Consider the following 23,960-nt stretch of genomic DNA (forward strand, 5'->3'; position numbering starts at 1 on the left):
CAATCACATGAGTGAGCCATGAGAGAGTTAACTTCAATGCAAGCCGCCTGTTGGATCGGGCGCACTGCTCATGCGTCTTTAGGGAGAGTTTCGGCTCATCTTTATGCCGAGTTCGATGGCCATTCCATTGACCTGGAACGGCTTCGCAAGGCACTTGAGCGGGTGTGTCTGCTGCATCCAATGCTTCGGGTTCGGGTGAATGCCGAAGGGCTGCAATCCATTGCTTCGGTGGGCCAATCGCCGCAGCTGGAAGTCGAAGATTTACGATTGATGACAGAGCAGGAAGTGGAACGGCATCTGCTCTGCAAGCGCGAGAAATGGACTCATCAGCAGCTTGATCTCTGCCATGGCCCAGCCGCACGTTTCTCCGTGAGCCTATTGGCTGACGACGAGTTCCGCATGCATGTCGATACGGACATGATCGCCATCGACCCGTCGAGTTTCCGCACGCTGATGGAAGACCTCGCCCGGTTTTATGAGGACCCCGACGGGCCCGTTCCACTCACGCCATCTTTCTTCGACTGGTACGACAAAGCGCGTACCGATACAGCGCTCAAAGTCGCCCGCGATCGGGACCGTATCTGGTGGCGTGAGCGCCTGGCTGACGTCGCACCTGCGCCAACGTTACCGTTTCTTGATGCCCAGCCAGATCAAGCGCATAGCCATCGATTAAGCACATGGCTTGGCCCCGAGAAGCGTCAGGCGTTACAGCGCCTCGCCCGCGAACGAAGAATGACCCTGTCCACCCTGATAATGGGGCTTTTTGCGGCGGTTCTCGGGGTACAAACAGGGGACAGGAAATTTCGCCTCAATGTCCCCACGTTCTGGCGCCCGCCGCTTGTGGATGAAGTTGAGCGGGTAGTCGGCGACTTTGCCAACGTGCTTATTCTCGATGTAGATGTTGAGTCGGCCCAGAGCCCTGCAATGCTGTGCAAGCAACTGGCGAGGAAGATGGTCGATTTACTCGGACATTGCGCCTATCCCGGGGTGAATCTGATGCGTGATCTTTCCCGCCATCATGGTTCGCCGCAACTGGCTCCCGTGGTGTTTACGGCGGCGTTGGACATGCCTGGCGGCGATCTTCTCTCGGAGCGCGTCCGGCGTGTATTTGGTCCGATGAACTGGGTGATTTCCCAAGGGCCTCAGGTTGCGCTCGACGCGCAGATTGCGTGCGCTGACGGCGGCATACTCATCAATTGGGACATCCGTCTTGATGCGCTGCCGCGAGCCTGGGTGTCGGACCTGTTCGATCGCTTCGTGGCGGTCGTGCGCGAGGTGGCTGTCTGCTCCTCTGTCCTGGATCAACCGCTGCATCACGGCGCCTCTCCCCTGGCGGTTGTCGAGAAGCCACTGACCGCTCTGCAGCAGGCTTATCTGCTTGGGCGCAGCGCGCAGATGCCGCTCGGTGGCGTGGCCATGCAGGAGTTTCGCGAGTACCGCGGGCGCATGGATCCTGCTTTGCTGCGAAGCCGTCTGGTCGAGATGGTCCAGCGCCACGAAAGCCTGAGAACACGGATCGACGCGCTCAAGCTCGTGCAGTATGTCAGTGACGAGGTGCAGATAAACCTGCAGGAAGTCGACCTCACTGCCATGTCGCCAGAAGAGGCGCTCGCGTGCATTCAGGAGCGCCGTGAGGCTTATGCACACGCGCTGTTCGAGTTGGATCGTTCGCCCTGGAATGTGACGGTCTTCCGTCACCCGGAAGAGCATCTGACAGTCTTTGTGCGTCTGGATGCATTGATCCTCGATGGACGCTCGATCGCAACCCTCATGGTCGAACTGTTCGAGGGCAGATTTGGCGAGACGCCGCTCGTGGAGGCTGCGCCTGAGCCAGAATACCTCGTCAGCCAACGCAAGATGGCTGCCGCCTATTGGAAGGCCAAACTGTCTGCGGTCAGCGGTGCGCCGCGGATGCCATGGATCACACCATTGGACCAGGTGGGCGCTTCTCGCTATGAGCGACAGAGCCTGCTGGTGCCCAAAGAGGCGTTTAACGCGTTCTGCAAACTGGGCGCACGGCAACGGCTGTTCAAGAATTCCGCCCTGATGGCGCTGGTGCTAGAAGTGCTTTCTCACTGGCTCGATGAAGGGGGATTGTGTGTCGCGGTTCCCGTTGCACCACAAACAACGGGTGCCTTTGCCAATCGCTCAAGCTTTATCGCGGTCAATTGGAACGCTGAGCCAAACAGCTTTGCGCAGCGGGCCGCCAGGCTGCAAGTGGATGTGCTGGAAGGGCTGCAACATCTGGCCTTTTCAGGCGTGGACCTTGCCCGGTTGCTGTTCGAATCCCACGGCCCGGGTCCCGTACTGCCAGTGGTGATCACCAACGGTTTTTCCTGGCCGGTCTCGGCAGTGGACAGTCCCATGCGCCTGAGTGGCGGGCTGACCCAGACGCCACAGGTGGCGATGGATATTCGCTTCTCGGCCAACGCCGAAGGCATGTTGGTGTTCGATATCGACTATGCGCGCGAAGTGCTGGCCCCGGTTGTTGTCAGCGATGTCTTGAACGCAATCGCGAAGGCGGTCAGCCAGATCACGGCAGGCGATGTTTTCGCCATTGATGCCCCGGCGATTATCGACAGGAGCCACTACCGTCTGAATGGCAATGTCACTGAGGCGTGCCGCGAGGGGTTTCTCGGGCGGATCGCGACGAATATCTTTGATCGCACCAACGCCAGAATCGCCCTCGTCAGCGGTGACAGGCAAATCAGCTATGCCGAACTCGGCGATGGCGTGTGCCGCGTCATCGCCGCATTGAAAACGCGCGGGCTTTCTCAAGGCCATGTCGTCGCCATCTGTCTGCCCCGCAGTCCGGAGCACACGATGGTGACGTTGGCCTGTGCATTGACGGGCTTGGTCTGGGTCCCCATCGACGCTTCGGCACCTGGCGAACGACGGCATTACCTGTTGGAAAACTGTCGACCCGATCTCGTGGTGATCGCTCAAGGCGAGCCTGTCGAGCACCCCGTCGCGACACCCGATGAGCTGTTGGCTGTGCCGGCACAGGTTCCGCCATCGCTGGATGACCTGTCGTTGAGCGAAGCACCCGCCTATTACCTCTATACCTCGGGCACCACCGGCAAGCCGAAGTGCGTCGTGCTGAGCAATAGAGCCACTGCCAATGTCATCGGCAGCACCCTTGAACACTGGGTCGTGACCGAGCGCGATGTGTTCATTTCCGTGACCCCGCTTCACCATGACATGTCGGTTTTCGACGTGTTGGGATGCCTGACCGCGGGGGCGACGCTGGTGCTTCCCGGCCCGGGCGAGGAAAAGGATGCTGTGCGCTGGAACCAACTGATTGCCAGGCATCAGGTGACGTTATGGTGTTCTGTGCCCGCCATTCTGGAAATGCTCCTCTCTTGCCGTGGAGCCAATGAGTTGAAGAGTCTGCGCCTGATTGCCCAGGGCGGCGACTACATCAAGCCCGCCGTCATTTCCGGGTTGCGCGAGCTGCTGCCGTCGTCACGGTTGATTTCCCTGGGTGGGCCGACGGAGACAACCATCTGGAGCATCTGGCACGAAATCGCTGCGGATGATCGTGCGGTGATCCCTTATGGAAGGCCCTTGCCCGGTAACAGCTACTTCCTCCTTGACTCACAAGGCGGGCATTGTCCGGCGGGCGTTGTAGGCCGAATTCACACGGCCGGCGTCAATCTCGCGCTGGGGTATCTGGAAAACGGCGACCTGACACAGAGCGAGTTCGTGACCGTCAGTGATGAACATGGCCAATCGGTTCGCGCCTTCCGCACCGGCGACTGTGGGCGCTACCGCCGCGATGGCACCTTGATCTTCGACAGTCGGGTAAACGGCTATGTGAAAGTTCGCGGTGTACGGGTATCGCTCCCGGACATCGAGATAGAACTGATCAATCATCCATCGGTCAGGCACGTGCTTGTCGTGGATTATGGCGAGCAGCGCCAAGGCGAGGTGTGCATCGGTGCGCTTTATGTCAGTCGCCCGGACGCTACAGAGCTGACCGCGTCCGAGTTGCGCAACTATGCCCGCCAACATCTGCCGCAATCCCATGTACCCACGCGGTTCCTGAAGGTGGATGAGTTGCCGCTGTCGCAAAACGGTAAAGCGGATCGCCATCGTGCCCGCAGCATGCTCATTGCACCGGCGAATGAAGCAGCCGAATCCCATCCTCGTCCCGCCGCCAGGATCGAGTCGACGCATAGAAGCAAGGTGCTGGATATCTACTTGAGCGTACTGGGACGGCCACTGGAGGACGGGGCAAATGACGCGGTTGATTTCATCAGTCTGGGGCTGCGTCCTCAGCATTTGAAAGCCATTTCGGCGCGGGTCCGGGAAGACTTCTCGGTGGTGCTTTCACCCGGGCAGTTACTGCGTTGTCGCAATGTACAAGACGTTGAACGACTGCTCGTGGCCGATGGTTCGCGAGCGTGTGAAACCCTCGGCCGGCCATACCGGCGAGGATATTGATATGAGCGCAGTGGAGCGCCTCAGGGCGTGCCCACTCCCACCCAAACAGCAGTGCCTGGGGAGATGGATTGGATGATGGATATACCAAACGTTGATATCGCCGGAGTTGGCATAGGGCCCTTTAATCTGGGGTTGGCCGCGTTACTGTCTACGCACTCAGGCGTGACCGGTATTTTCCTGGACCGCAAGTCGGAATTTCGCTGGCATGAAGGGCTTCTGTTGCCCGGCACAACGCTCCAGGTTCCCTTCCTGGCGGACCTGGTCACGATGGCGGACCCCACGCATCAGCTGAGTTATCTGAACTACCTGCACCACCACGATCGCCTGTACCCGTTCTATTACTATGAAAACTTTCAGGTGCCTCGCCGCGAGTATGACCATTACTGCCGCTGGGCGTCGCAGCAGCTGCCGGCCTGTCACTTCGGCGAAGACATCTGTGATGTGAGCTATGACGCGAGCGCTGACCGATTCCTGATTGAAAGCCAGTCAGTGTCAGGCTTCAAGCGGCATTACTACAGTCAGAACCTTGCGATCGGTGTGGGCACCGTACCGCTGCTGCCTCAGTGGGCCCAGGTCGAGAGCACGGCGCCGGTCTTGCATTCGGCGGAGTTCGGCAAACGGCAGGAGCAGCTGTCGAAATGCCGGCGGGTCACGGTCATAGGCTCCGGCCAGAGTGCGGCGGAGTGCGTGTTGGCATTGTTTAACGAATTGACACCCGAGCGGATCGCAGCGGGCGCGTCGATTCGGTGGATTACACGTTCGCCGGGTTTCCACCCCATGGAGTATTCGAAGCTTGGGCAGGAGTGTTTTACGCCTTCCTATATGGAGTATTTCCACAGTATTGCGAGGGAGCGGCGCCGGGAGATCGTTGCGGGGCAGGGGCTGCTGTACAAGGGCATCAGTTTTTCGACCATTGCGGACATCTACGATCTACTCTACGAGCGCTCGATTGGCGGCAGTGATCCGGGCCTGACGCTGCTTTCCAACTGCGAGGTCGAGACCGTGGAGGATATCGGCGGCACTCTTCGAATAGCCTACCGGCACCGCGAGCTGGATCAGACAAGCACCCTCGAAGCGGATGCCATTGTCGCGGCGACAGGTTACGGGCATGTCTGGCCGCAGTGGTTTGAAAGGCTCAAGGGCACCGTGCTTGAAACCGATGATCACGGCGACTGTATCGTCCAGGAGGATTTTACTGCGCGCCGCTGCGATGAAGGCGCTGGCCGTATTTTCGTGCAGAACGCGGAAATCTTCCAACATGGCGTCGGCTCTCCGGATCTGGGCATAGCTGCCATTCGCAATGCGACGATTGCCAATCAGTTGCTCGGCCGACAGCACTACCGCTTGCCCAAACGGTCATCGTTCCAACGCTACGGGATGCATGAGGCCTAGAGGTCACTGCTTGGCAGGTGCTCGTATTCGAGCATGATGCACTGGGTCTTGTTAAAGCCTTTGGCTTTACCAAGACCCTGATTGGCTGCGCTACGATTACGCGCGGATGTGATCAAGGATTACACCGGCGGCATCGGGAGTCGCGAACAACGCGAACACCTGATCAATCGTAGCGCTGAGGCGCGCCATCTGTTCTGCGCTGTAACGATCCGAGCGGTAAGTGACGACCAGGCGCAGTGAGCGTTTGCCGTCAATCAGGTTTTCCATGATTTCGAATTGAATGCCGAACATCGATTGATTCTTGTCCGGGTCAATCTGCCGATAGCGGATCGTCCCTGCGTCTGGCGTGCTCAAGGCTCCATTCAAGGCGTTATTGGCGTGAATCTGGATGTAGACGTCGAACAGCAGGCCGTCTGCAGCCGTCATGCCCAAGGAGTTTTGAATCAGCTCCATCGGCACATCGGCATAGGCCATGGAGTCATTGATCAGGTGGGTGACGTTTTCGATCAGTGCACCGACTGCTTGCTGAGGATCGAACTGCACCCGGTGCGCCACCATCGTGGTGAAGTAACCGACTGTCTCGTAAAACTCGGGGTCGGTTCGGCCGGAGGCCGACGTGCCGATCACGAGATCCTTCAAGTCACCGAGTTTATGCAGGGACAGCGCAATGGCCGTGTAAACGACGCTGAACAGAGAGGAGTTGTGCTGTCTGGCGAAGGCATAGAGGTTATCGGTCAAGCCGTGGTCAGGCTTGATTTCAAACCACTGGGCTTTCGATGAAACCTCAGCGGCAGGCACGCTGACTTGGTTGTCAGGGGAGGGCAGCACTAAGCCGCGTGTGGCATCACGCAGCATGCTCGTCCAGTAGTCGAGATGCTTCTGATTGAGGCCGGCGGCCTGTTCTCGCAAGGCGAACTCATGGAATGAACGCGCAGGCGCTTCCCAGGTGGGGGCTGCGTCGGCCGCGCGGGCGAGGTAGGCCTGGGCCAGCTCCTCCATCATGACGTTGAGCGACCATTCATCAATGGCCATGTGATGGACGAGCAAGGACAGGGTTTGGCGCTTGCGTTGCGAGTCGTAAATGAAGCGAATTCTGATCGGCAGTTCGCGGGCCAGATCGAACTGATAAGAGGCTTCGCTTTCCAGCGTTGCACCCAGGCTCTCATGGCTTGGCCAGAACCACTTGTAGTTGGACAGTTGCGCGATCGGCACAATCTGCTGATACGCCTCATTGTCCTGGAAGTGGAAGGTTGTACGCAGGCTGGCATGACGTTTCAGCAGATCGGAAAAGGCCTGCTCGAACAGCGCTTCATCCACGTTGTCGAGGAAATCCAGCGCAAAGGGCAGGTTGAAAATCGTCCCGAACGCATAGGCAACGTAGGCACGCCCGAGGGAGGCCTGGGCCAGTGCGAAAGGCGCCTTTACAATCTCTTGCGGCAGATGTGCGGAAGAAGCGGCCGCATCGTTTTGAGGAATGAGGTGCGCGCGCGATGCCAGGGCGGCTGCCGACGGGGCGCTGAAAAAGTCATTGAACCGGACTTCAATGCCATGGCTGCTCAGCAGTTTGCCAATGATACGGGTGGCCAGCAGGGAATGGCCGCCAAAATCAAAGAAGTCATCCGTAAGCAGCATGTCGGGCTCTGCCAAGGCCGTACGGAACTCGCCGAGGATAATCGTCGCGACTTCACTGCTGTTGGCCGCTGGTCGGGCCCTGGGTGCACCGGCTGTTGGCGATAGAACCTTCCCGTTTTCATCCGCCTGGCGGCGAAGCCAGGGGAGGGGGGTGTCGCTGGCTGAGAGTGGCAGTGCACTTGCCGGGTGACCTGCATAGGCGTCCAGGACCCTGCGACATAGATCATCCTCATGGCAGGTCTGGTCGAGGATCTGATGGAGCACGAACGACAGGATCACGTCGTGCCCGGTTTGAATAATCAGCGCCTTGAACGGTGGTTGGCTCTTCGCGTCCCACGGTGCCGCTTGCTGCGAGAGCAATTGATCGGTGGCTTCGGCATCGGAGTGTGAGCGAATGAGTTCAACGCAAGACTGCCAGTCATTGGCGCGTACTTTGTCCAATTCACCGTCGTCGTTGAACTGATAGCGCGCGTTCAGATCGGGCAATGTTTCGATGACGGTCTTGATCGCCAGATTCAGCTTTGGAAGATCGACATTGGCGTCGAGTCGCCAGGCGCAGAGGTGTTTGAGCATGCGTTCGGGGTATTGCTGCTGCAAGAGCCAGAAATGCTCTTCGTCACCCGTGACAGATAGTTTCGGTAACGAATCTGGATTGAGTTCCATCATGGAAATTTCCCGCCTTATCAAACTGAACAGTAAGAAGTAGAGATGGCACCGAGTGCCGACAGAACCATCCTCGGTCTGTTGTAACGCCCAGGGCTGCCAGCGCTTCCCCGGTGCGCCTGGTCGTTCCAGGCGTGATCCTTAAAGTGAATGAAGCCTGGCGTATTTTTCGCCGGCCCTGTGGGCTGAACCGGTCGATCGGATCCGTCAGCTCATTGAGGTGTGAGGACCCTCTGTGCAAGAGGAGCTACCAGCCGATCGCATTGCAGGGGCTCAATGAAGTCAGTACTATGCAAATAGTAATCATACTGATTCTCATTAGTCAAAATCTGATCGCGGATTCCATCGTCTCAGGAGAGGTGTCGTGGACAACGGAGCGTTCGCGTTTAAGCAGCAATTTGAAAAGCTATATGTCGACCACCACAGTTGGTTGTGCAGCCTGTTGCGCCGCAAGCTGGGTAACCCGGTCGACGCCGCAGATCTCGCCCACGACGTCTATCTCAATCTCATCAAGAAGGGCCGGGTCCCCTCGACCGAGGACTCTCGCTGTCATCTGACCCAAATCGCCAAAGGGATGGTGATCGACCTGTATCGCCGCCGTCATCTTGAGGCCAGCCATCTGGAGGGGCTCAAGCTGCAGGCCGAACCTCTGGCGCCTTCAGAAGAAGTGCGTGCCTTGGTGACTGAAACGCTGACTCAGATCGATGACGCGCTGCACAACAAGCCAACCAAGACCCGCCAGGCGCTACTGCTGTGCAAGCTGCATGGCATGGGCCACCGCGACATTGCCGCCGAGTTGAAGGTGTCGGTGTCTTCCGTTGAAAAGTACGTCGCCGCTGGCCTTCGAGCCTGTTACCCATTCGTACCTGGCTCCGGGTCGTGATCCGTCTCTCGGTTCCATGCTGCGCAGCAGGTTAATGGGCATTTTGATTGAGGATTTTGCGTTGCTGTTCGGAATACAAGGTGAGCAGCGCGCAAAACGCTCGAACGCAAAGGAAGTCAGGCATGCCTTCAGGCTGCCTGCAGTTGTTATTCAGGAGAGCTCATGAGTGTTAATGATGAACCCACCACCGGCTCGGTATCCCAGGTACTGAGGCCCATACGCGGGAGACTGATTGTCGCTGCTTTACTGGCCGCCATCGGGACCATGCTGACGATGGTGCCCCTGGCCGGCATCGCCCATATTGCACAGTTCGCGATTGGCCAGGCCGAGCTCGCCACGGCCTGGGGCCAGATGCAGGATCAAGTCTGGCGGGTCGTCATCATCAGCCTGGTATGCCTGTTCCTGGGTATGACGCTGATCTCGGCGGGCGAACTGGTCGCGCACCTGGCCGACAATCACATTACCGGCCATTTGCGCCTGGCGATTACCCGGCGGCTGGCCAAGGTGCCGCTGGGCTGGTTTACCAGCCGGGCGTCGGGCGAGGTCAAGCAGGCGATGCAGGATGACATCGGCACGCTGCACAGCCTGACCGCGCATTTCTTTACGACGCTGGGCCGCACCATCGGCGCGATTCTCATCTCGATCCTCTACTTGTTCGCCATGGACTGGCGCATGGCAATTGTCTCGCTCCTGCCATTCCCGCTGTTTTTCCTGTTCTTCTCCAGGGCAACCAAAGCCAGCGGGGCGAACATGCAGTCATTCGGCGCCGGCATGGCGCGCATCAACAACGCGGTGGTTGAGTTCGTCAACGGCATTCCCGTGGTCAAGGCCTTCGGCGTCGAGGGCAAGGCCCATGGCAGCTACCGCGAGGCGGTCGATGCCTTCGCTGACGCGTTCACCGAGTTCACCCGGCCTCTGGTCAGCGCGATGGCCAATGCCCACGCGATGATCGCCCCGGTGGCGGTACTCGGGGTGGTGTTGGCCTTTGGCACCTTGTTCGTGAGCCTGGGCTGGATCACTCCGGTAGAGCTATTGCCCTTCGCCCTGGTGGCGCCGGGTATTTGTGCGCCACTGTTGCTGTTGAGCTACATCACCCACGACCTGAACAATGCCACCGGCGCTGCCCGGCGCGTCCATACGCTGGTGGAAACACCCGTGCTGGAAACCTTGGCGAGCGACTCGCCGACGTTACCTGAAAATGCCGAAATTCGTGTCGAGCAACTCGGCTATACCTACGATGGGCAGAACCCGGTGCTCAAGAACCTCAGCTTCACCCTCAAGCCCGGCACTGTGACGGCGATCGTCGGTGCTTCCGGCTCCGGCAAGTCGACCCTGGCGCGCCTGCTGCTGCGCTTCTTCGACCCGAGTGAAGGGCGTATCACCCTGGGCGGCGTCGACCTCAGGCAAATCGAAAGCGCGCAGTTGTACCGGCGCATCGGCTTCGTGCTGCAGGAAGTACGCCTCATCCATGCCAGCCTGCGCGACAACATCGCCTTGGGCCGGCCCTCGGCCAGCCAGCAGGACATCGAAGACGCTGCGCGCATGGCGAACATTCACGAGCGCATCCTCGCTTTGCCGAGGGGCTACGACTCGGTGATCGGAGAAGATGTGCAGCTCTCCGGCGGCGAGTTGCAGCGTGTGAGTATTGCCCGCGCCGTGTTGCTGGATCCGCCGGTGCTGGTGCTCGATGAAGCCACGGCGGCAGCCGATGCCGAGAACGAGGTGAAGCTCCAGCAGGCGCTGTCGCGATTCGCTCAAGGTCGCACCTTGATGGTGATCGCTCACCGGCTCGATACGGTGATGCACGCCGACCAGATCATCCTGATCGACAACGGCACGATCTGCGAGCAGGGACGTCACCACGAGTTGCTCGCACGCAAAGGCCACTACGCCCGATTGTGGGCGCTGGGTGGCTACGTACAGGCCAGGGAACAGGCGGTGTCGTCATGCTGAAAACCTTTATTCAACTGCTGGGCGAAGACGCCCCGGTATTACGCCGCTATATCTGGATGGCACTGTTCTACGGCCTGCTCTGCGGACTGACGATTGTCACTCTGGTGCCGGTGCTCACCAGCCTGCTGGGCGGCGATGTGCGTGCAGCGGGGCAATGGCTGATCGTGCTGTTGATCGGCGTGGTGGTCTGCTGGGCGCTGCGGCGCACCGTGGAGAAGGCCGGTATCCGTGTAGGCATCGCCGTTCTCCAGCGGGGCCGTCATCGACTCGGCGACCATGTGGCGCGTCTGCCGGTTGGCTGGTTCACAGCACAAAACACCGCGCGGCTGAGCCATGTTGCTTCCCAGGGCATGATGGAAATGGCCCAGCTTCCCGCCCACGTATTCACGCCGCTGATCACTGGCGTGGTCACGCCCGTGGTGATCCTCGTTGCGCTGTTCGCATTGAACGGGCAAATGGGCTTGATCGCGCTGGTGACGCTGCCGATCCTGTTCGGTGTCTTTGTGCTGACCGCTCGCCTGGGCCAGCGTGCCGACCAAAGCTTCCAGCACAACGCCGCCCATACCAGCCAGCGCATGGTCGAGTTCGCCCAGGCTCAATCGGTGCTGCGCGCCTTCAACGGTGAGGACGGTGGTACGCAGTTCCTCGAGCAGGCGATCGGGCGGCAGCAGCAGTCCGCGAGGCGGCTGATTCATGTCTCGGCGATGTCGGTGGTCTTCAATGCCTGGGCCGTACAGGCCGGCTTCGCGGCCTTACTGGTGGCCGCCGCGCTATGGCTCGGTGATCAGTTGGGTGAAAGCCTGGAGGCGGGTTCGGTCATCGCCGTCATCGTGTCGTTGCTGCTGGTCAGCCGCTTCATCGATCCGCTGTTGGACGTGGCAGGGTATAGCGAGGTTCTGCGGGGCGCGCGCGGCCAGCTTGAGGCGGTGCGTGAGATCTTTGCGGTCGGGCCCTTGCCGGAGTCGCAGGCGCCACAAGCGCCGGTCGATGGATCCGTCGAGCTGCGCGACGTGAGCTTGCGCTACGCCGAGGATCAGGCCGATGTACTGCGCAATGTCAGCCTGCGTATCGAGCCGGGTAGCATGACCGCCCTGGTCGGTGCTTCCGGCTCGGGCAAGACCACCCTGGTGCGGCTGATTGCGCGTTTCTTCGATGTGAGTCAGGGCAGCGTGATGGTGGGCGGTGTGGATGTCCGGCAGATGTCCAGTGAGCAACTGGCCGGTCAGATCAGCCAGATCTTCCAGGACGCCTACCTGTTCCAGGGCAGCATCGCCGACAACATCCGCATCGGCAAACCCGATGCCAGCGATGTCCAGGTGATGGAAGCGGCGAGGCAGGCCGGCGTCGTGGAAATCATCGAGCGTCTGCCCCAAGGCCTGGATACACCCGTGGGCGAGGGCGGTGCGCGCCTTTCCGGTGGTGAGCGTCAGCGGATTTCCATCGCCCGTGCGCTGATCAAAGATGCGCCGATTCTGTTGGTCGATGAGGCCACCGCAGCGCTCGACGCCGAGAATCAGGCCGCCATCGCCGAGGCGCTGGCACGCTTGCGTGGCACCCGCACGTTGATCGTCATTGCGCACCAGCTCTCGACGGTGGCCATGGCCGACCAGATCCTGGTGCTCGATAACGGCCAGATCAGCGAGCAAGGCTCCCACTCGCAGTTGAGTGCCAAGCAAGGGCTCTACGCGCACTTTCTCGCCCAGCGCCGGGCCGCGAAGGGCTGGCGGATTGCCGGGGCGTCTGACAGTGAGGGCGGTTCTTGAGTCGTGCAGCTTTATTGATCCTGTTTGTCGTGCTCTGTGGCCTCTCCTTGATGGTGGGGGTCAAACAGGTCTCCTGGACAGGGCTTTTCACGTTCACCGGCGATGCCTGGCTGACCCTGACCGCCAGCCGCCTTCCGCGTCTGGCGGCCTTGGTGCTGACCGGGGTGGGGCTGGCCGTCTGCGGCGTCATCCTGCAGCAGATCGTGCGCAACCGGTTCGTCGAGCCGGCCACCTCCGGCGGGCTGGATGCGGCAAAGCTGGGCATTCTGATTTCACTGACGGTGGCCCCTGCCGCGGGTGCCGCCGACAGGATGCTGTTTGCCCTGGCGTTCTGCTTTGCCGCGAGCCTGCTCTATGTCGCGATCATCCGCCGCATCAAGTTCAAGAACACGGTGATGGTTCCGGTCGTGGGCCTGATGTATGGCAGCGTACTGAGCGCCATCGCCGAGTTCTACGCCTACCGCCACAACATCTTGCAGAGCATGCAGGGCTGGCTGCTCGGTGACTTCTCCAAGATCGTCCAGGGCAATTACGAGATCATCTACCTGATCCTGCCAATCGTCGTGCTCACCTATATGTTCGCGCATCGGTTTACCGTGCTCGGCATGGGCGAGGGCATGGCCAGCAGCCTGGGCTTGAACTACGCGGCCAACGCGGCACTGGGGCTGATGCTGGTGGCGGTCACTGTCTGCGCCACGGTCATTACCGTGGGGGCTATCCCCTTTGTCGGGCTGGTGATTCCCAACCTGGTGGCGCTGCACTACGGCGAGAACCTGGAGCGAACATTGCCCATCGTCGCGTTGTGCGGCGCGTCGCTGTTGTTGGCCTGCGACATCCTCGGCCGCCTGCTGATCTATCCCTTTGAAGTGCCCATCGGCCTGACCGCGGGGAGCGTAGGCGGTGTGCTGTTCCTCGTGCTGCTGATCAGGAAATACACATGAAGGGCATGGCTACCCGCTATGGCATCTGGGTGCTGGTCCTGGCCTTGGCGATCGCGTTCCTGTTGCTGGGGTCCGGCTTTGACTTCGACTACGTCATTCCCAAGCGACTCACCCGGTTGGCCGCGATGTGTATTGCCGGGGTCTGCATTGCCTTTTCTTCGGTGATTTTCCAGACCATCGCCGGCAACCGGATACTGACGCCGGCGATCATGGGTTATGAGGCGATCTACCTGCTGTTCCAGGCGCTGCTGATCCTGGTGCTGGGCACCCAGAGCCTGGTGCTGCTGGGGCGTAACGGCAACGTCCTGCTGTCGATCCTGCTGATGCTCGGCTATTCGTGGCTGATCCATCGTTGGCTGTTTCGTGACGGGCGCAACAACGTGTACCTGCTGCTCCTGCTGGGGCTGGTGCTGAGCATGGTGATGGGCACTTTTACCCAATTTATCCAGCTGAAGATCAGCCCCGGCGAATTCTCGATTTTCCAGGGCTTCAACTACGCCTCCTTCAACAAGGCGCAACCCGGGCAAGTGCTCTATTCTGGCCTGCTGGTGGCGGCGGTCTGCTTCATCGCCCAGAGAACCCTGCCGGTGCTCGATGTCCTTTCCCTGGGGCGTGACCAGGCGATTTCCCTGGGGGTCGATTACCTGCGCAGCGTGCGGCTTCAGCTCGCGCTCATTGCGATTCTGGTGGCGGTCTCCACCAGCCTCGTCGGCCCGACGGCGTTCATGGGTGTGTTCGTTGCGAACATCACCTATGCGCTTGCCCGAACCGCCCGGCACCGGGTCACGCTGCCCATGAGCTGCGCCATCGCCATCAGCATATTCATCGTCGCCCAGTACCTGGTCGAGCAGATGTTCAACTACAACACCTCCGTCAGCATTCTCATCAACCTGGTGTGTGGGGTGTATTTCCTCGCGCTGATGGTTCGAACCCGAGGCACCCCATGATCTCCCTCAGTCACGTCTACAAGGCCTATGGCAACAAGCACGTCCTTAGTGACGTCAGCGTCCGGTTCCCGCCAGGGCAGGTGACCTCGCTGATCGGCCCCAACGGGGCGGGCAAAACCACGTTGCTGATGTTGATCGCACGACTGCTGGCGCCGACCCGGGGCGACATCCTGATTGGCGGGCGCAGCATCTCGGCTGTGCCCATCCGCGACTATGCCAAGCGTGTCGCCACCTTGCGCCAGTCTCCGGACTTCAACCTGCGTCTGACCGTTGAGGAACTGGTGGCCTTCGGGCGCTTCCCCTACAGCCGCGGGGCCCTCACCGCCGAGGATCGTCAGGCCATCGACGAGGCCATCGAGTTCCTGTCGCTGCAACCGCTACGCCACGCTTACATTGACGAGCTCAGCGGCGGACAGCGGCAGATGGCCTTCCTGGCGATGACCATTGCCCAGCAAACGGATTACCTGCTGCTGGACGAGCCGCTCAACAATCTCGACATGAAGCACGCCGTACAGATCATGCGCGCCCTGCGCCGCTTGTGCGACGAACAGGGCCGCACGGTGATCCTGGTGGTGCATGACATCAACTTTGCCGCCAACTATTCCGATCATGTCGTTGCCATGAAAAACGGTGCGGTGCACTGCCGTGGCCCGGTCGCGGAGGTCGTCACCCAAACGCGCCTGCGCGATCTTTACGAACTGGATTTCGAGATCCTGCAGAGCGAGCAGGGGTTCGTCTGCAACTACTTCAACCCATCACCGTCAAGGGAACTGATATGAGCGCTGATAACGCAAAAAGAATCTGTGGGATGCTACTGGCGGTTGCCGTGGCAACTGGTCTGCAGGGATGCGATAAACCGTCGGCAGAGGCCTCTCGGCCACCCGCTGCGCAGGCAGCGCAGGCGCACTACGAGCCGGTCAAGATCGAGCATCCGCTGGGTACAACCCTGATCACCAAGCTCCCCGAGCGCGTGGTGGCCTTCGATATGAGTGAGCTCGATACACTCGATCAGTTGGGCGCGCCTGTGGTGGGTATCGCCAAGGATTATGTCGCCAGCTTCCTCGTCAAGTACCGGAACGACCCGAACATCATGGATGTGGGGTCGACGATTCAACCCAATCTTGAACGGCTGCATGCCCTCAAGCCCGACCTGATTCTGATCTCTCCACTCCAGGCGCAAAGTTACCGGGAGTTGAGCCAGATCGCTCCGACCGTCTATGACGATGTGGACCTGACCAACAAGCAGGGCAATCTCATCAACACGGCCAAGGAGCACTTGACCACCTTGGGGCGCATCCTCGGCAAGGAGGAGTTGGCCCGGCAGAAAGTCGCCGAAATGGACGCCAAGGTGGAACAGACCCGGCGCGTCACCGAGGGACGCCCCGAGAAAGCGCTGATCGTGCTGCATAACAATGGTGCCTTCACCTCCTATGGCGTGAAGTCCCGCTACGGGTTCATCTTCGACACCCTGGGCGTGAAACCGGCCAGCACCGACATCGAGGCCGGCTTGCATGGCCAGCCGATTTCCAATGAGTTTATCCAGCAGGCCGATCCCGACATCCTCTATGTGATCGACCGCACCGCGGTGATGGAGCATCGCCCGGCGCTGGATATCAACAGTCTGGATAACCCGCTGTTGCGCAAGACCAAGGCCTGGAATAACGGTCATGTGATCTTCGTCGATGCCCAGACCTGGTACCTGTGTACCGCCAGCGTGACCTGCCTGAATCACATGGCTGACGAGGTGGTTCAGGGCTACAAGGGCTGATCCGGTACTCGTACCTGTAGCACAAAGGGCTGGTGCCATTTAGGTACCGGCCCTTTTTTGTAAAAAATGCACTAATGCTAATAATTATCATTGAGGGTTTCGCGTTCTGGTTCGGAAAACCTAGTGAATACATTCCAACACTCCGAATCGTAAGGAACCCAGCATGTCGGAACGCTGTCGCCTACATCGCGCCACCCCTGATTCACAGCAGGCTGCGCAACGCCCATTTTCGTTTACCTTGAATCGCACATTCACTGCCGTACAGATGGCGCTGCTGCTGGGCCTGACCGGAGCTTCCATGGCAGTGGTCGCTGCGCAAACCCCTGAGCAGTCGACGCAGGCCCGGAAGGGCACTGGCGAAGGTAGCCTGGTACTGCCTGAAACGATGGTGGAGGGCAGTATGGACTTCGCCGGGGATCTACCACCGGCTTATGCGGGAGGGCAGGTCGCCTCCGGCAGCCGCGTCGGGCTGTTGGGCAACAAGGATTTCATGGAGACGCCGTTCAATACGATCAGCTATACGGACGAGTTCATTCAGAACCGCCAGGCGCAGGATATCGGGTCGGTAATCGGCGCGACCGACCCTTCGGTGTACGTGCCCAGCAAGCGCAGCAACTTTGAAACCTTCTTCATTCGCGGCTTTAACAGCACGGCCGATGACATCACCTTCAACGGGCTGGTTGGCATGGCGCCGAACATGCGCGGTTCCACCGAACTGGCCGAGCGTGTGGAGGTGCTCAAAGGCCCCTCCGCGCTGCTCAACGGCATGCCACCGAGCGGTACCGTGGGAGGCAGCATCAACCTGGTACCCAAGCGTGCAGGCGATGAACCGCTGGCACGTCTGACCACCACATATGAATCCCGTGGCCTGGGCGGCGTGCATGCGGACGTGGGTCAACGCTTCGGTGATCAGAAGCAGTTTGGTGTGCGCTTCAACGGTGTTTACCGTGATGGTGATACGGCGGTGGACGACCAGCAGCACAAAATGGCGCTGTCCGCCCTCGGGCTGGATTGGCGGGGTGAGCGCACTCGCCTGTCGGCCGATCTTTACAAACAACGTGAGCGCATGGATGGCGTCAACTACTTCGGTATCAGCACCATTGCCAGTGGCGTGACACACTTGCCGAGCCCCAAGAAAGGCGATAATTCGCTGGCGCCGGATTGGGCCTACACCATCAACAACACCACAACCGCGATGGTCAGGGGTGAGTACGATCTGACTGATTCGATCACTGCCTATGGGGCATGGGGGCAGCGCGATGGCGGCTATAACGCCTTGATGACGATGGATACGCTGCTCAATAACGCCGGTGACATCAGTGCTACGGCGATTCGCTCAATTAGGGATGGCACGCAAAAATCGGCTGAGGTCGGCCTGAAGGGCTACTTCCAGACTGGTCCTGTGGATCACGCCTGGACGGTAGCTGCGACCCGTTTCACCTCAGACAACAGCTTCAAGGATGGCAGGTTCCCGATTGCCGGCACCACCAACTATAACAATCTGGATTTCGGAGCCCCTCCGAATCTCAGCGGCTTTGGCGCTACCACGTCGCAAACCAAGGCCGAGTTAGGCAGTTACGCCATTGCCGATACCCTGTCCTTTGTCGAGGGTCGTGTGCAGTGGACGCTGGGGGCGCGCCGCCAGAACGTGCAAAGCACTAACTTCGGGGCTACGGGCGCCAAGACCTCGAAGTACGACGAAAGCCGTGTTTCACCCGCCACCGCGTTGATAGTCAAGGTGACTGACGAAGTCGCGGTCTACGCCAACTACATCGAAGGTTTGAGTCAAGGAACTGCGGCACCTGCCACCGCGTTGAACGCCGGCGAAATGATGCAACCGTTCCAGACCAGGCAATACGAAGTCGGTACCAAAATGGACCTGGGCAGTTTCGCCACAATCGTTAGCCTGTTCCAGATCGAGAAACCCAGCGCCTTTACCAATCCTGATACGAATATCTTCGGCGTCTACGGTGAACAGCGTAACCGTGGCGTGGAATGGTCCTTCTTCGGTGAGCTGCAACCGAGACTGCGCCTCATGGGCGGGGCTTCCTATACCCAGGCGGAGCTGACCAAGGCGGTCAATAGCAGCACCGAAGGTAAACAAGTCACGGGCGTGCCCAAGGTGATCGCCAAGCTGGGCAGCGAATACGACCTCATCAATGTTCCCGGGCTGACCCTGACCGGTAACGTCAACCATACGGGCAAGCAATTCGCCACCAACGATCATCGTGTGTCGCTGTCGCCCTACACCACGTTCGATCTCGGTGCCCGTTATGCCTTCAAGGTGGAGTCCAAGCCGGTGACGTTGCGCGCTACCGTCGAGAACGTCGCCAACAAGGCGTACTGGCTCGGCTCCTGGAGTGGCGGTGATGGCAGCGGCCTCTCCGGTGGTTTGGGCGCGCCACGCACGTTGCTGCTCTCGGGTACGGTGGATTTCTGACGGTCTATCAAGCCCAAGCAAAGGTTCTTCACGGAATTCGCCGCTGTTATCAGGGACAGGGCGGGGGATTGCCTTAATAGATTCCGGGAATCAGCCGCGACGTGCGGGCACGATAGGCCGCGTACTCGTCGCCGAAGTGCCTGCTCAACATCGCTTCTTCGGCGCGTATGCGCGCGATGAGCGGCAGGAGCATCAGCGCGGTGAGCAGCACGCCGATGACGGAGCGAAATGCCAGCGCCCATCCCAGCGAATTGATGAGAAAACCGAGGTAGCTGGGATGGCGAATGACGCTGTACACGCCATCGGTGACCAACTGATGCCCCGGCTGGATGGCGACCAGCCCGCTGAAGCGTCGACCCAGTATGAATACCGGCCAGAGTCGTAGCGCTCCACCGACGGCGAAGAGTAAGACGCCAAACCAGCGCATTGTCTCTGCGCCCAACGTCCATAGGTCCTGGCGATCGGTATAGGCCGGTAGATAGGCGCTCAGCAATCCGATCAGCGAAATGACGACAATGACCCAGCGGTTGGAGCGATCTTCGTACTCTCCGGAACTGAGATTTCCTTCGGAAAAAAGCCCCGTAACATAGAGGACGAAAAGTACCAGGGTAAGAGCGGTCAAGGCCCCGTGTGCAAAGAACGCGGCAAATCCTCCTTCGCCGAGAATGGCCAGTCCCAGGTAGGCCAGGGTTCCGACGAGTGTGACGGTGGTTAATCTAAGCGTGGGCGTCGTCATCCTGAGCTCGCTTGCTGTTTATCTATTTCCTGGCTGCGGCGCTACGCGGGGGCATTGAACACGATTGCGCTTCGCATCGAGGGTAATGACTGTTCAAGTATATCCTAGGGAACGAACCCGGTTGATCTGCAGACGAGAGCCATTCTCAGGCGGATCGCCCGTGTAACCTGCCGCCATCCATATTCACACGACGTCAGGTTCAAATACCCTTGCGTGGCCAAACACCGCGCACCGTGCAAGTATGTCTGGAGTCATCCGCGCTTGCCGGGGTGCATGCCATGGCTACCACCGAACGTTCGCCACGCCTGACCGCCAACCGTCTGCGGGCTCTGCAAAGGGAAGGTTTCGTCCTGCTGCCAGGGGTGCTCGATAGCGCGCGGATCGAAACCCTGCGCAATGCCATTGACCGCCTGAAGCCACAGCACTGGGACTACAGCGGCCTGCTCGAACACTACAAATGCGTGTTCAATCGTGATCCGCTGTGGCTGCCGTTTCTCGACTTGCCGGCAATTATCGAGCTGGCCGAAATGGCCCTTGGTGCCGATTGCCACGTGATCGGCCAGACCGCCTGGCGCTGCCATCCGGGCTTCGTTGGTGCCGCGCTGCATCTGGACTATCTGGTGATGGAACTGCCACAAAGTCTGCTGGCCGATCCCGCATTCAAGTTGCCGATGCAGATCTGCACTGCGCACCTTTACCTCGACGATATCGACGCCGATCTCTGTCCCACCCTGGTGATCCCCGGCAGCCACCGGGCCGGACGACCGCCTATCGCCGGCGAGAGCCAGTGGCAGGGCCGCCCGGCTCAGCCAGTGCTGTGCCGGGCTGGCGATGTGCTGATGTTTCGCAGTGAACTGTGGCACGCCGGCAGCAGTAACCGCACGCCAGACCGCACCCGTTACCTGTTACAGGTGCACTACGGCAGGCGAATGGTGGCGCAGAAGTTCGCGCCATACCTGCAGTGGCGCTTCAACCCTGCCGTGCTGGCCGCCGCCACGCCGCGACAACTGCGCCTGCTGGGAGAGCACCAGGAAGCCGAATACGACTGAACTGTTTGGCATCGCGAAGGCGGCGTTGAGTCGCGGGTGAAGGATTGCTCTGGTTTTCGAGGTGATTGGATAAATCAATTGTCGGCCCTGCGCACTTATGGCTTATACCTGGCGCGCATCGACAGGTCGCTCTCCATCCATCAGAAGCTGATCGGATGATGAGCGCTGTCCATGAGACCCCATGCATAAGGACTGAGTCATGAGCCAACCACAACTGACCCACGTTGATTTGTACCTGCAACGCCTGGGCTACGACGCGCCACCGCCACCGACGCTGGAAACACTGCGCGAGCTTCAGTTGCGCCACACCAGCGTTTTTCCCTTTGAAACGCTTTCTACGATGTTGCGGGTTCCGGTTCCAATCGATCTTGCGTCGGTGGAACGCAAAGTCCTGCACGAGGGGCGTGGAGGATATTGCTACGAACTCAACAACCTGTTCCTGGCGTTGCTTCAACAGCTTGGATTCCAGGCCAGAGGCATTACCGGACGCGTGGTGATGGGCGGTCCTGAAGACGCTTTGACTGCCCGCACTCATCGCTTGAGTTTGTTGACGCTGGACGGAACCCGTTATATCTCGGACGTCGGTTTCGGCGGCATGGTGCCCACGACGCCACTTCGACTGGACACTGAACAAGAGCAGGCAACACCCCATGAGCCGTACCGCATAACGCACCATGAAGGCAGTTATACCCTGCGTGCGAAGGTCGCCGGCGACTGGCGTGCCCTCTATGTATTTGATCTGCAAGCGCAGTCAGCGATCGATTACGAGGTGGGTAACTGGTACGTTTCGACTCATAAGGACTCGCCGTTTCTTGGGCAGTTGGTGGTGGCGAGGACGGGGGAAGGGCTGCGCCGTACGCTGAACAATGGCAGTTATGCCCTCCATCGTATGGGGTGTGAGAGTGAACGACGGCAGCTCACTAACGCCGATGAGATCATCGAGCTGCTACAAGGCGAGTTCGGGATACGTGTTCCGCAACATCCTGAGCTCAAGCAGATCATCGCGCGGTTAATCACCCAGACCGTATAACTCCGGGATCGACCAGCGAATGCCTGATTGAAACCTCCGCGCGCCACGGCCTTACCGGGTCAATAGCCCCCGCCACTGTGCTCGGAGCGTTCTTTGGCAGCCTGTTCCAGGCTTTCCCGACCGGCGCAGCTGATAAAACCCTTGTGGTCCACTTTGCCGGTTGCATCGAGGCTGATGTGGTAGGTCTGTTGCTGTCCGCCCTGAATGAGCAGGTAGTCGAGGCAGGCCCCGGGGTTTACCGTGCGCTTGCTCACCGATGCAGGCTGCCCCCCGATGTCGAGGACCTGCTGTTTGCTCATGCCTTCCTTGACCCGCGCGACCAACGGCTGGTCCCGGAAAATCTGCTCTTGCGGGGGGGCGCAAGCCGCCAATGCTGCCAGTACAAAAAAGGTCGCGAGTAGACGATTGGACATGACCGGGCTCCCACGTTTGCCTGGTGCGCCCAACGCCTTTGCACATCAAGGTTTGGGCGAGCGGGGTATGGATTATTAATGTAGACCGCTAAGACCCTGGCTGCTTGAACTGAGTGCGAAACCAGTCTGCGATCATGGCTTTTTCAGCGTAGAGCCGGTCACTGCTGGTGGCGCGGCCGGGACGCTGTAGGTAGAACTTGTCGCTTAGATGGGCATCGGCCTGGCGAAGCGTCTGGTCGTTTTGCTTGAGTACGTAATGCAGTTGCATGGATGGCCAGGTAATGTCGCGCATAAAGCGCACATTACTGGAATAGGTATTCCAGAGTTCATAGCGACCGGCCAGATCAATGTCGCGGACTTCGATCTGCAGCACTTGGCCCGATTGCAGATAGCGTTTGCCGAGCTGTTCAAAATAGCTGCGCAACTCTTTCATGACGAAATCGTCGGCGCCGCGCTCATAGCCTGCAACGTTGAGGCTGGCATCACGGAACGTCTCGGGATTCTTGAAGCTGACCTCGACCGAGGTCGCTGCGGCGAGCGATTGCGCCATGCTGCTCATCAGCATCAGCAGGACCGCGGTGCAAGCGCCTGTGACGCGCATAACACACCTCCTGGCGCGGCTTCAGCGAGGGCCGCCACCTTGTAACAATTTTACGCCCCGCAAGGTATTCGGCAACTTCAGCGACGGTCGGCTTTGGCGCTTTTCAGTCAACCACCGCTCAAGCTCACGGCTTTTCAGCGATCAGCAGAACTGCTGAGCCGCCCACCAGCCATCCAGCGTCTCCTGCAGCCAGTCGAAAACCTGTTCGTAGGCGTCGCTGTCATCCTGATCGCGGGGCAGGGGCGATTCCTCGGCGAAGTGGGCGTTGAGTGCCGCAACCGACTCACTGTTCCACTCTGGATGAAACTGCAAACCCACTCGCGTCGGACCGACCGAGTACATTTGCTGCGCGCACCGGGCACTGCTGGCCAGCAAGCGAGCGTCTGGAGGCAGATCGATCGCATCCTCATGCCATTCCAGCACCTTCAACACCCTGCCATCGGCAAAGGTCACTTCGGTCCAGCCCGTCTCGGTATCGGCCATCCGCCGCACATCTGCGCCAAGACCCCGCGCCAGCAGTTGCGCGCCAAGGCAAATCGCGAACACTGGCGCGTCCTGGGCGAGGCTTGCGGCCAACCATTTGCGTTCCTCGGCCAGCCATTGCGGCCCGGCGTTGGACTCGTATGGCCCACCCAAAATAATCACCGGTGCGGCGCTGATGGGCGGCAGCTCGCCGAGGTCGGCGCGATAGATGTTCAGCGTCAGCCCGCGAGCCTCGGCCCACTGGGCAATAGCGCCGGGGCCCTCGGCGGGATGGTGCTGGATCAGGCTCAATGAAGTCGGATTGTTCGACACGGCAACTCCTCAGTTTCAGTCGGTGATACGAACGTTATTTTTTTATATCTAATTGCCGTATCGGCACAATTTGCGCTGATTGCGCTTTTCTAGACTGCCGGTCACTTCGATGTTTGCCAATCGAAAAGTCCTGATAAGAACCTGCGCACCAGGAACTACAGATGAAGAAGCTAGCACTGTTCGGTGCTCCGGCTCTGTCGGTGTTGTCCCTGTCCGCCATGGCCGATGCGGTCAACCTCGATACAAGTACTCCAGGTTCGACGTAATCGGCGAGTAATCTCCCCGATCAAAAAAAGGTGGCAATCGTTAACGCGGCTGCCACCTTTTCCATGTGCTGTGAGTCGCGCCCCAAAGGAGCTGCCGAAGGCTACGATCTCCTAGTGGCCTGTGTGGCTAGTTCGTTAGCTCAAATTCGGATGCCGGCGGCCCATAGCCAAGGCGCTGTGACGAGTCATAGCCCGCTATGGCGAGGAACAGCAACGCAGGATATGGGCTGCTGGCGCCGAAG

17 protein-coding genes are annotated in these 23,960 nt (G+C 59.7%); 12 read left to right on the plus strand and 5 right to left on the minus strand.

The features are described from left to right. Positions 1–36 precede the first annotated feature (36 nt). Positions 37–4,446, plus strand: coding sequence for an amino acid adenylation domain-containing protein (locus AC07O1_RS18410; protein ID WP_495089648.1), 4,410 nt, complete (start codon positions 37–39; stop codon positions 4,444–4,446). Positions 4,447–4,518: 72 nt separating this feature from the next. Further along, positions 4,519–5,838, plus strand: coding sequence for a putative histamine N-monooxygenase (basC, locus tag AC07O1_RS18415; protein ID WP_495089649.1), 1,320 nt, complete (start codon positions 4,519–4,521; stop codon positions 5,836–5,838). A gap of 96 nt (positions 5,839–5,934) precedes the next feature. On the opposite strand, the gene AC07O1_RS18420 is transcribed toward basC, so the two are convergent. Beyond that, a complete protein-coding gene (locus AC07O1_RS18420) occupies positions 5,935–8,136 on the minus strand; it encodes a condensation domain-containing protein (RefSeq protein ID WP_495089650.1) in 2,202 nt (733 codons plus the stop codon). Between the two features lie 361 nt (positions 8,137–8,497). On the opposite strand from AC07O1_RS18420, the gene AC07O1_RS18425 reads away from it, so the two are divergent. The 8 genes from AC07O1_RS18425 to AC07O1_RS18460 all read left to right on the plus strand — a co-directional run bounded on the left by AC07O1_RS18425 (position 8,498) and on the right by AC07O1_RS18460 (position 18,828). Then, positions 8,498–9,016, plus strand: a complete 519-nt coding sequence (locus AC07O1_RS18425; RefSeq protein ID WP_495089651.1) for a sigma-70 family RNA polymerase sigma factor — start codon at positions 8,498–8,500, stop codon at positions 9,014–9,016. Positions 9,017–9,178: 162 nt separating this feature from the next. Then, positions 9,179–10,969 (plus strand): ABC transporter ATP-binding protein, encoded by a 1,791-nt coding sequence (locus AC07O1_RS18430; protein WP_495089652.1) that lies wholly within the window; start codon positions 9,179–9,181, stop codon positions 10,967–10,969. Next, a complete protein-coding gene (locus AC07O1_RS18435) occupies positions 10,963–12,732 on the plus strand; it encodes an ABC transporter ATP-binding protein (RefSeq protein WP_495089653.1) in 1,770 nt (589 codons plus the stop codon). The genes AC07O1_RS18430 and AC07O1_RS18435 overlap by 7 nt, the downstream gene beginning before the upstream one ends. Next, complete coding sequence (locus tag AC07O1_RS18440) at positions 12,729–13,673, plus strand: ABC transporter permease (RefSeq protein ID WP_495089654.1); 945 nt, start codon at positions 12,729–12,731, stop codon at positions 13,671–13,673. Before AC07O1_RS18435 ends, AC07O1_RS18440 begins: the two co-directional genes overlap by 4 nt. Next, on the plus strand, positions 13,670–14,620 hold the full coding sequence (locus tag AC07O1_RS18445; protein ID WP_495089655.1) for an iron chelate uptake ABC transporter family permease subunit: 951 nt from the start codon (positions 13,670–13,672) through the stop codon (positions 14,618–14,620). Before AC07O1_RS18440 ends, AC07O1_RS18445 begins: the two co-directional genes overlap by 4 nt. Next, positions 14,617–15,399 (plus strand): iron ABC transporter ATP-binding protein, encoded by a 783-nt coding sequence (locus tag AC07O1_RS18450; RefSeq protein ID WP_495089656.1) that lies wholly within the window; start codon positions 14,617–14,619, stop codon positions 15,397–15,399. Before AC07O1_RS18445 ends, AC07O1_RS18450 begins: the two co-directional genes overlap by 4 nt. After that, the gene (locus AC07O1_RS18455; protein WP_495089657.1) at positions 15,396–16,388 is read left to right on the plus strand and encodes a siderophore ABC transporter substrate-binding protein; all 993 of its coding nucleotides are present in this window, start codon (positions 15,396–15,398) and stop codon (positions 16,386–16,388) included. Before AC07O1_RS18450 ends, AC07O1_RS18455 begins: the two co-directional genes overlap by 4 nt. Positions 16,389–16,551: 163 nt before the next feature. After that, complete coding sequence (locus AC07O1_RS18460; RefSeq protein WP_495089658.1) at positions 16,552–18,828, plus strand: TonB-dependent receptor; 2,277 nt, start codon at positions 16,552–16,554, stop codon at positions 18,826–18,828. A gap of 73 nt (positions 18,829–18,901) precedes the next feature. Here AC07O1_RS18460 and AC07O1_RS18465 read toward each other — a convergent pair whose 3' ends face one another. Then, the gene (locus AC07O1_RS18465) at positions 18,902–19,564 is read right to left on the minus strand and encodes a methyltransferase family protein (RefSeq protein ID WP_494992203.1); all 663 of its coding nucleotides are present in this window, start codon (positions 19,562–19,564) and stop codon (positions 18,902–18,904) included. 278 nt (positions 19,565–19,842) lie between these two features. Between AC07O1_RS18465 and AC07O1_RS18470 the strand changes: the two genes are divergently transcribed. Further along, on the plus strand, positions 19,843–20,613 hold the full coding sequence (locus tag AC07O1_RS18470; protein WP_495089659.1) for a phytanoyl-CoA dioxygenase family protein: 771 nt from the start codon (positions 19,843–19,845) through the stop codon (positions 20,611–20,613). A 199-nt stretch (positions 20,614–20,812) separates the two neighbouring features. Next, positions 20,813–21,643: an arylamine N-acetyltransferase family protein gene (locus AC07O1_RS18475; RefSeq protein ID WP_495089660.1), complete on the plus strand. Its 831-nt coding sequence runs from the start codon at positions 20,813–20,815 to the stop codon at positions 21,641–21,643. A gap of 59 nt (positions 21,644–21,702) precedes the next feature. Here AC07O1_RS18475 and osmE read toward each other — a convergent pair whose 3' ends face one another. From osmE to AC07O1_RS18490, 3 genes are all read right to left on the minus strand, one after another. Further along, a complete protein-coding gene (osmE, locus tag AC07O1_RS18480; RefSeq protein WP_495089661.1) occupies positions 21,703–22,056 on the minus strand; it encodes an osmotically-inducible lipoprotein OsmE in 354 nt (117 codons plus the stop codon). Positions 22,057–22,144: 88 nt separating this feature from the next. After that, entirely contained in the window at positions 22,145–22,657 is a 513-nt protein-coding gene (locus AC07O1_RS18485; protein ID WP_494992199.1) for a DUF3016 domain-containing protein, read from the minus strand. Between the two features lie 141 nt (positions 22,658–22,798). Beyond that, the gene (locus tag AC07O1_RS18490; protein ID WP_495089662.1) at positions 22,799–23,452 is read right to left on the minus strand and encodes a type 1 glutamine amidotransferase; all 654 of its coding nucleotides are present in this window, start codon (positions 23,450–23,452) and stop codon (positions 22,799–22,801) included. Positions 23,453–23,960: the final 508 nt, after the last annotated feature.

It is taken from the genome of Pseudomonas sp. GW821-FHT07G10 (assembly GCF_059418545.1).

Excerpts from the sequence above, each read along its gene's own strand:
- AC07O1_RS18410 (WP_495089648.1), top strand. The coding sequence starts at position 37 with ATGCAAGCCGCCTGTTGGATCGGGCGCACTGCTCATGCGTCTTTAGGG.
- basC (WP_495089649.1), top strand. The coding sequence starts at position 4,519 with ATGATGGATATACCAAACGTTGATATCGCCGGAGTTGGCATAGGGCCC.
- AC07O1_RS18420 (WP_495089650.1), bottom strand. The coding sequence starts at position 8,136 with ATGATGGAACTCAATCCAGATTCGTTACCGAAACTATCTGTCACGGGT.
- AC07O1_RS18430 (WP_495089652.1), top strand. The coding sequence starts at position 9,179 with ATGAGTGTTAATGATGAACCCACCACCGGCTCGGTATCCCAGGTACTG.
- AC07O1_RS18435 (WP_495089653.1), top strand. The coding sequence starts at position 10,963 with ATGCTGAAAACCTTTATTCAACTGCTGGGCGAAGACGCCCCGGTATTA.
- AC07O1_RS18445 (WP_495089655.1), top strand. The coding sequence starts at position 13,670 with ATGAAGGGCATGGCTACCCGCTATGGCATCTGGGTGCTGGTCCTGGCC.
- AC07O1_RS18450 (WP_495089656.1), top strand. The coding sequence starts at position 14,617 with ATGATCTCCCTCAGTCACGTCTACAAGGCCTATGGCAACAAGCACGTC.
- AC07O1_RS18455 (WP_495089657.1), top strand. The coding sequence starts at position 15,396 with ATGAGCGCTGATAACGCAAAAAGAATCTGTGGGATGCTACTGGCGGTT.
- AC07O1_RS18460 (WP_495089658.1), top strand. The coding sequence starts at position 16,552 with ATGTCGGAACGCTGTCGCCTACATCGCGCCACCCCTGATTCACAGCAG.
- AC07O1_RS18465 (WP_494992203.1), bottom strand. The coding sequence starts at position 19,564 with ATGACGACGCCCACGCTTAGATTAACCACCGTCACACTCGTCGGAACC.
- AC07O1_RS18470 (WP_495089659.1), top strand. The coding sequence starts at position 19,843 with ATGGCTACCACCGAACGTTCGCCACGCCTGACCGCCAACCGTCTGCGG.
- AC07O1_RS18475 (WP_495089660.1), top strand. The coding sequence starts at position 20,813 with ATGAGCCAACCACAACTGACCCACGTTGATTTGTACCTGCAACGCCTG.
- osmE (WP_495089661.1), bottom strand. The coding sequence starts at position 22,056 with ATGTCCAATCGTCTACTCGCGACCTTTTTTGTACTGGCAGCATTGGCG.
- AC07O1_RS18485 (WP_494992199.1), bottom strand. The coding sequence starts at position 22,657 with ATGCGCGTCACAGGCGCTTGCACCGCGGTCCTGCTGATGCTGATGAGC.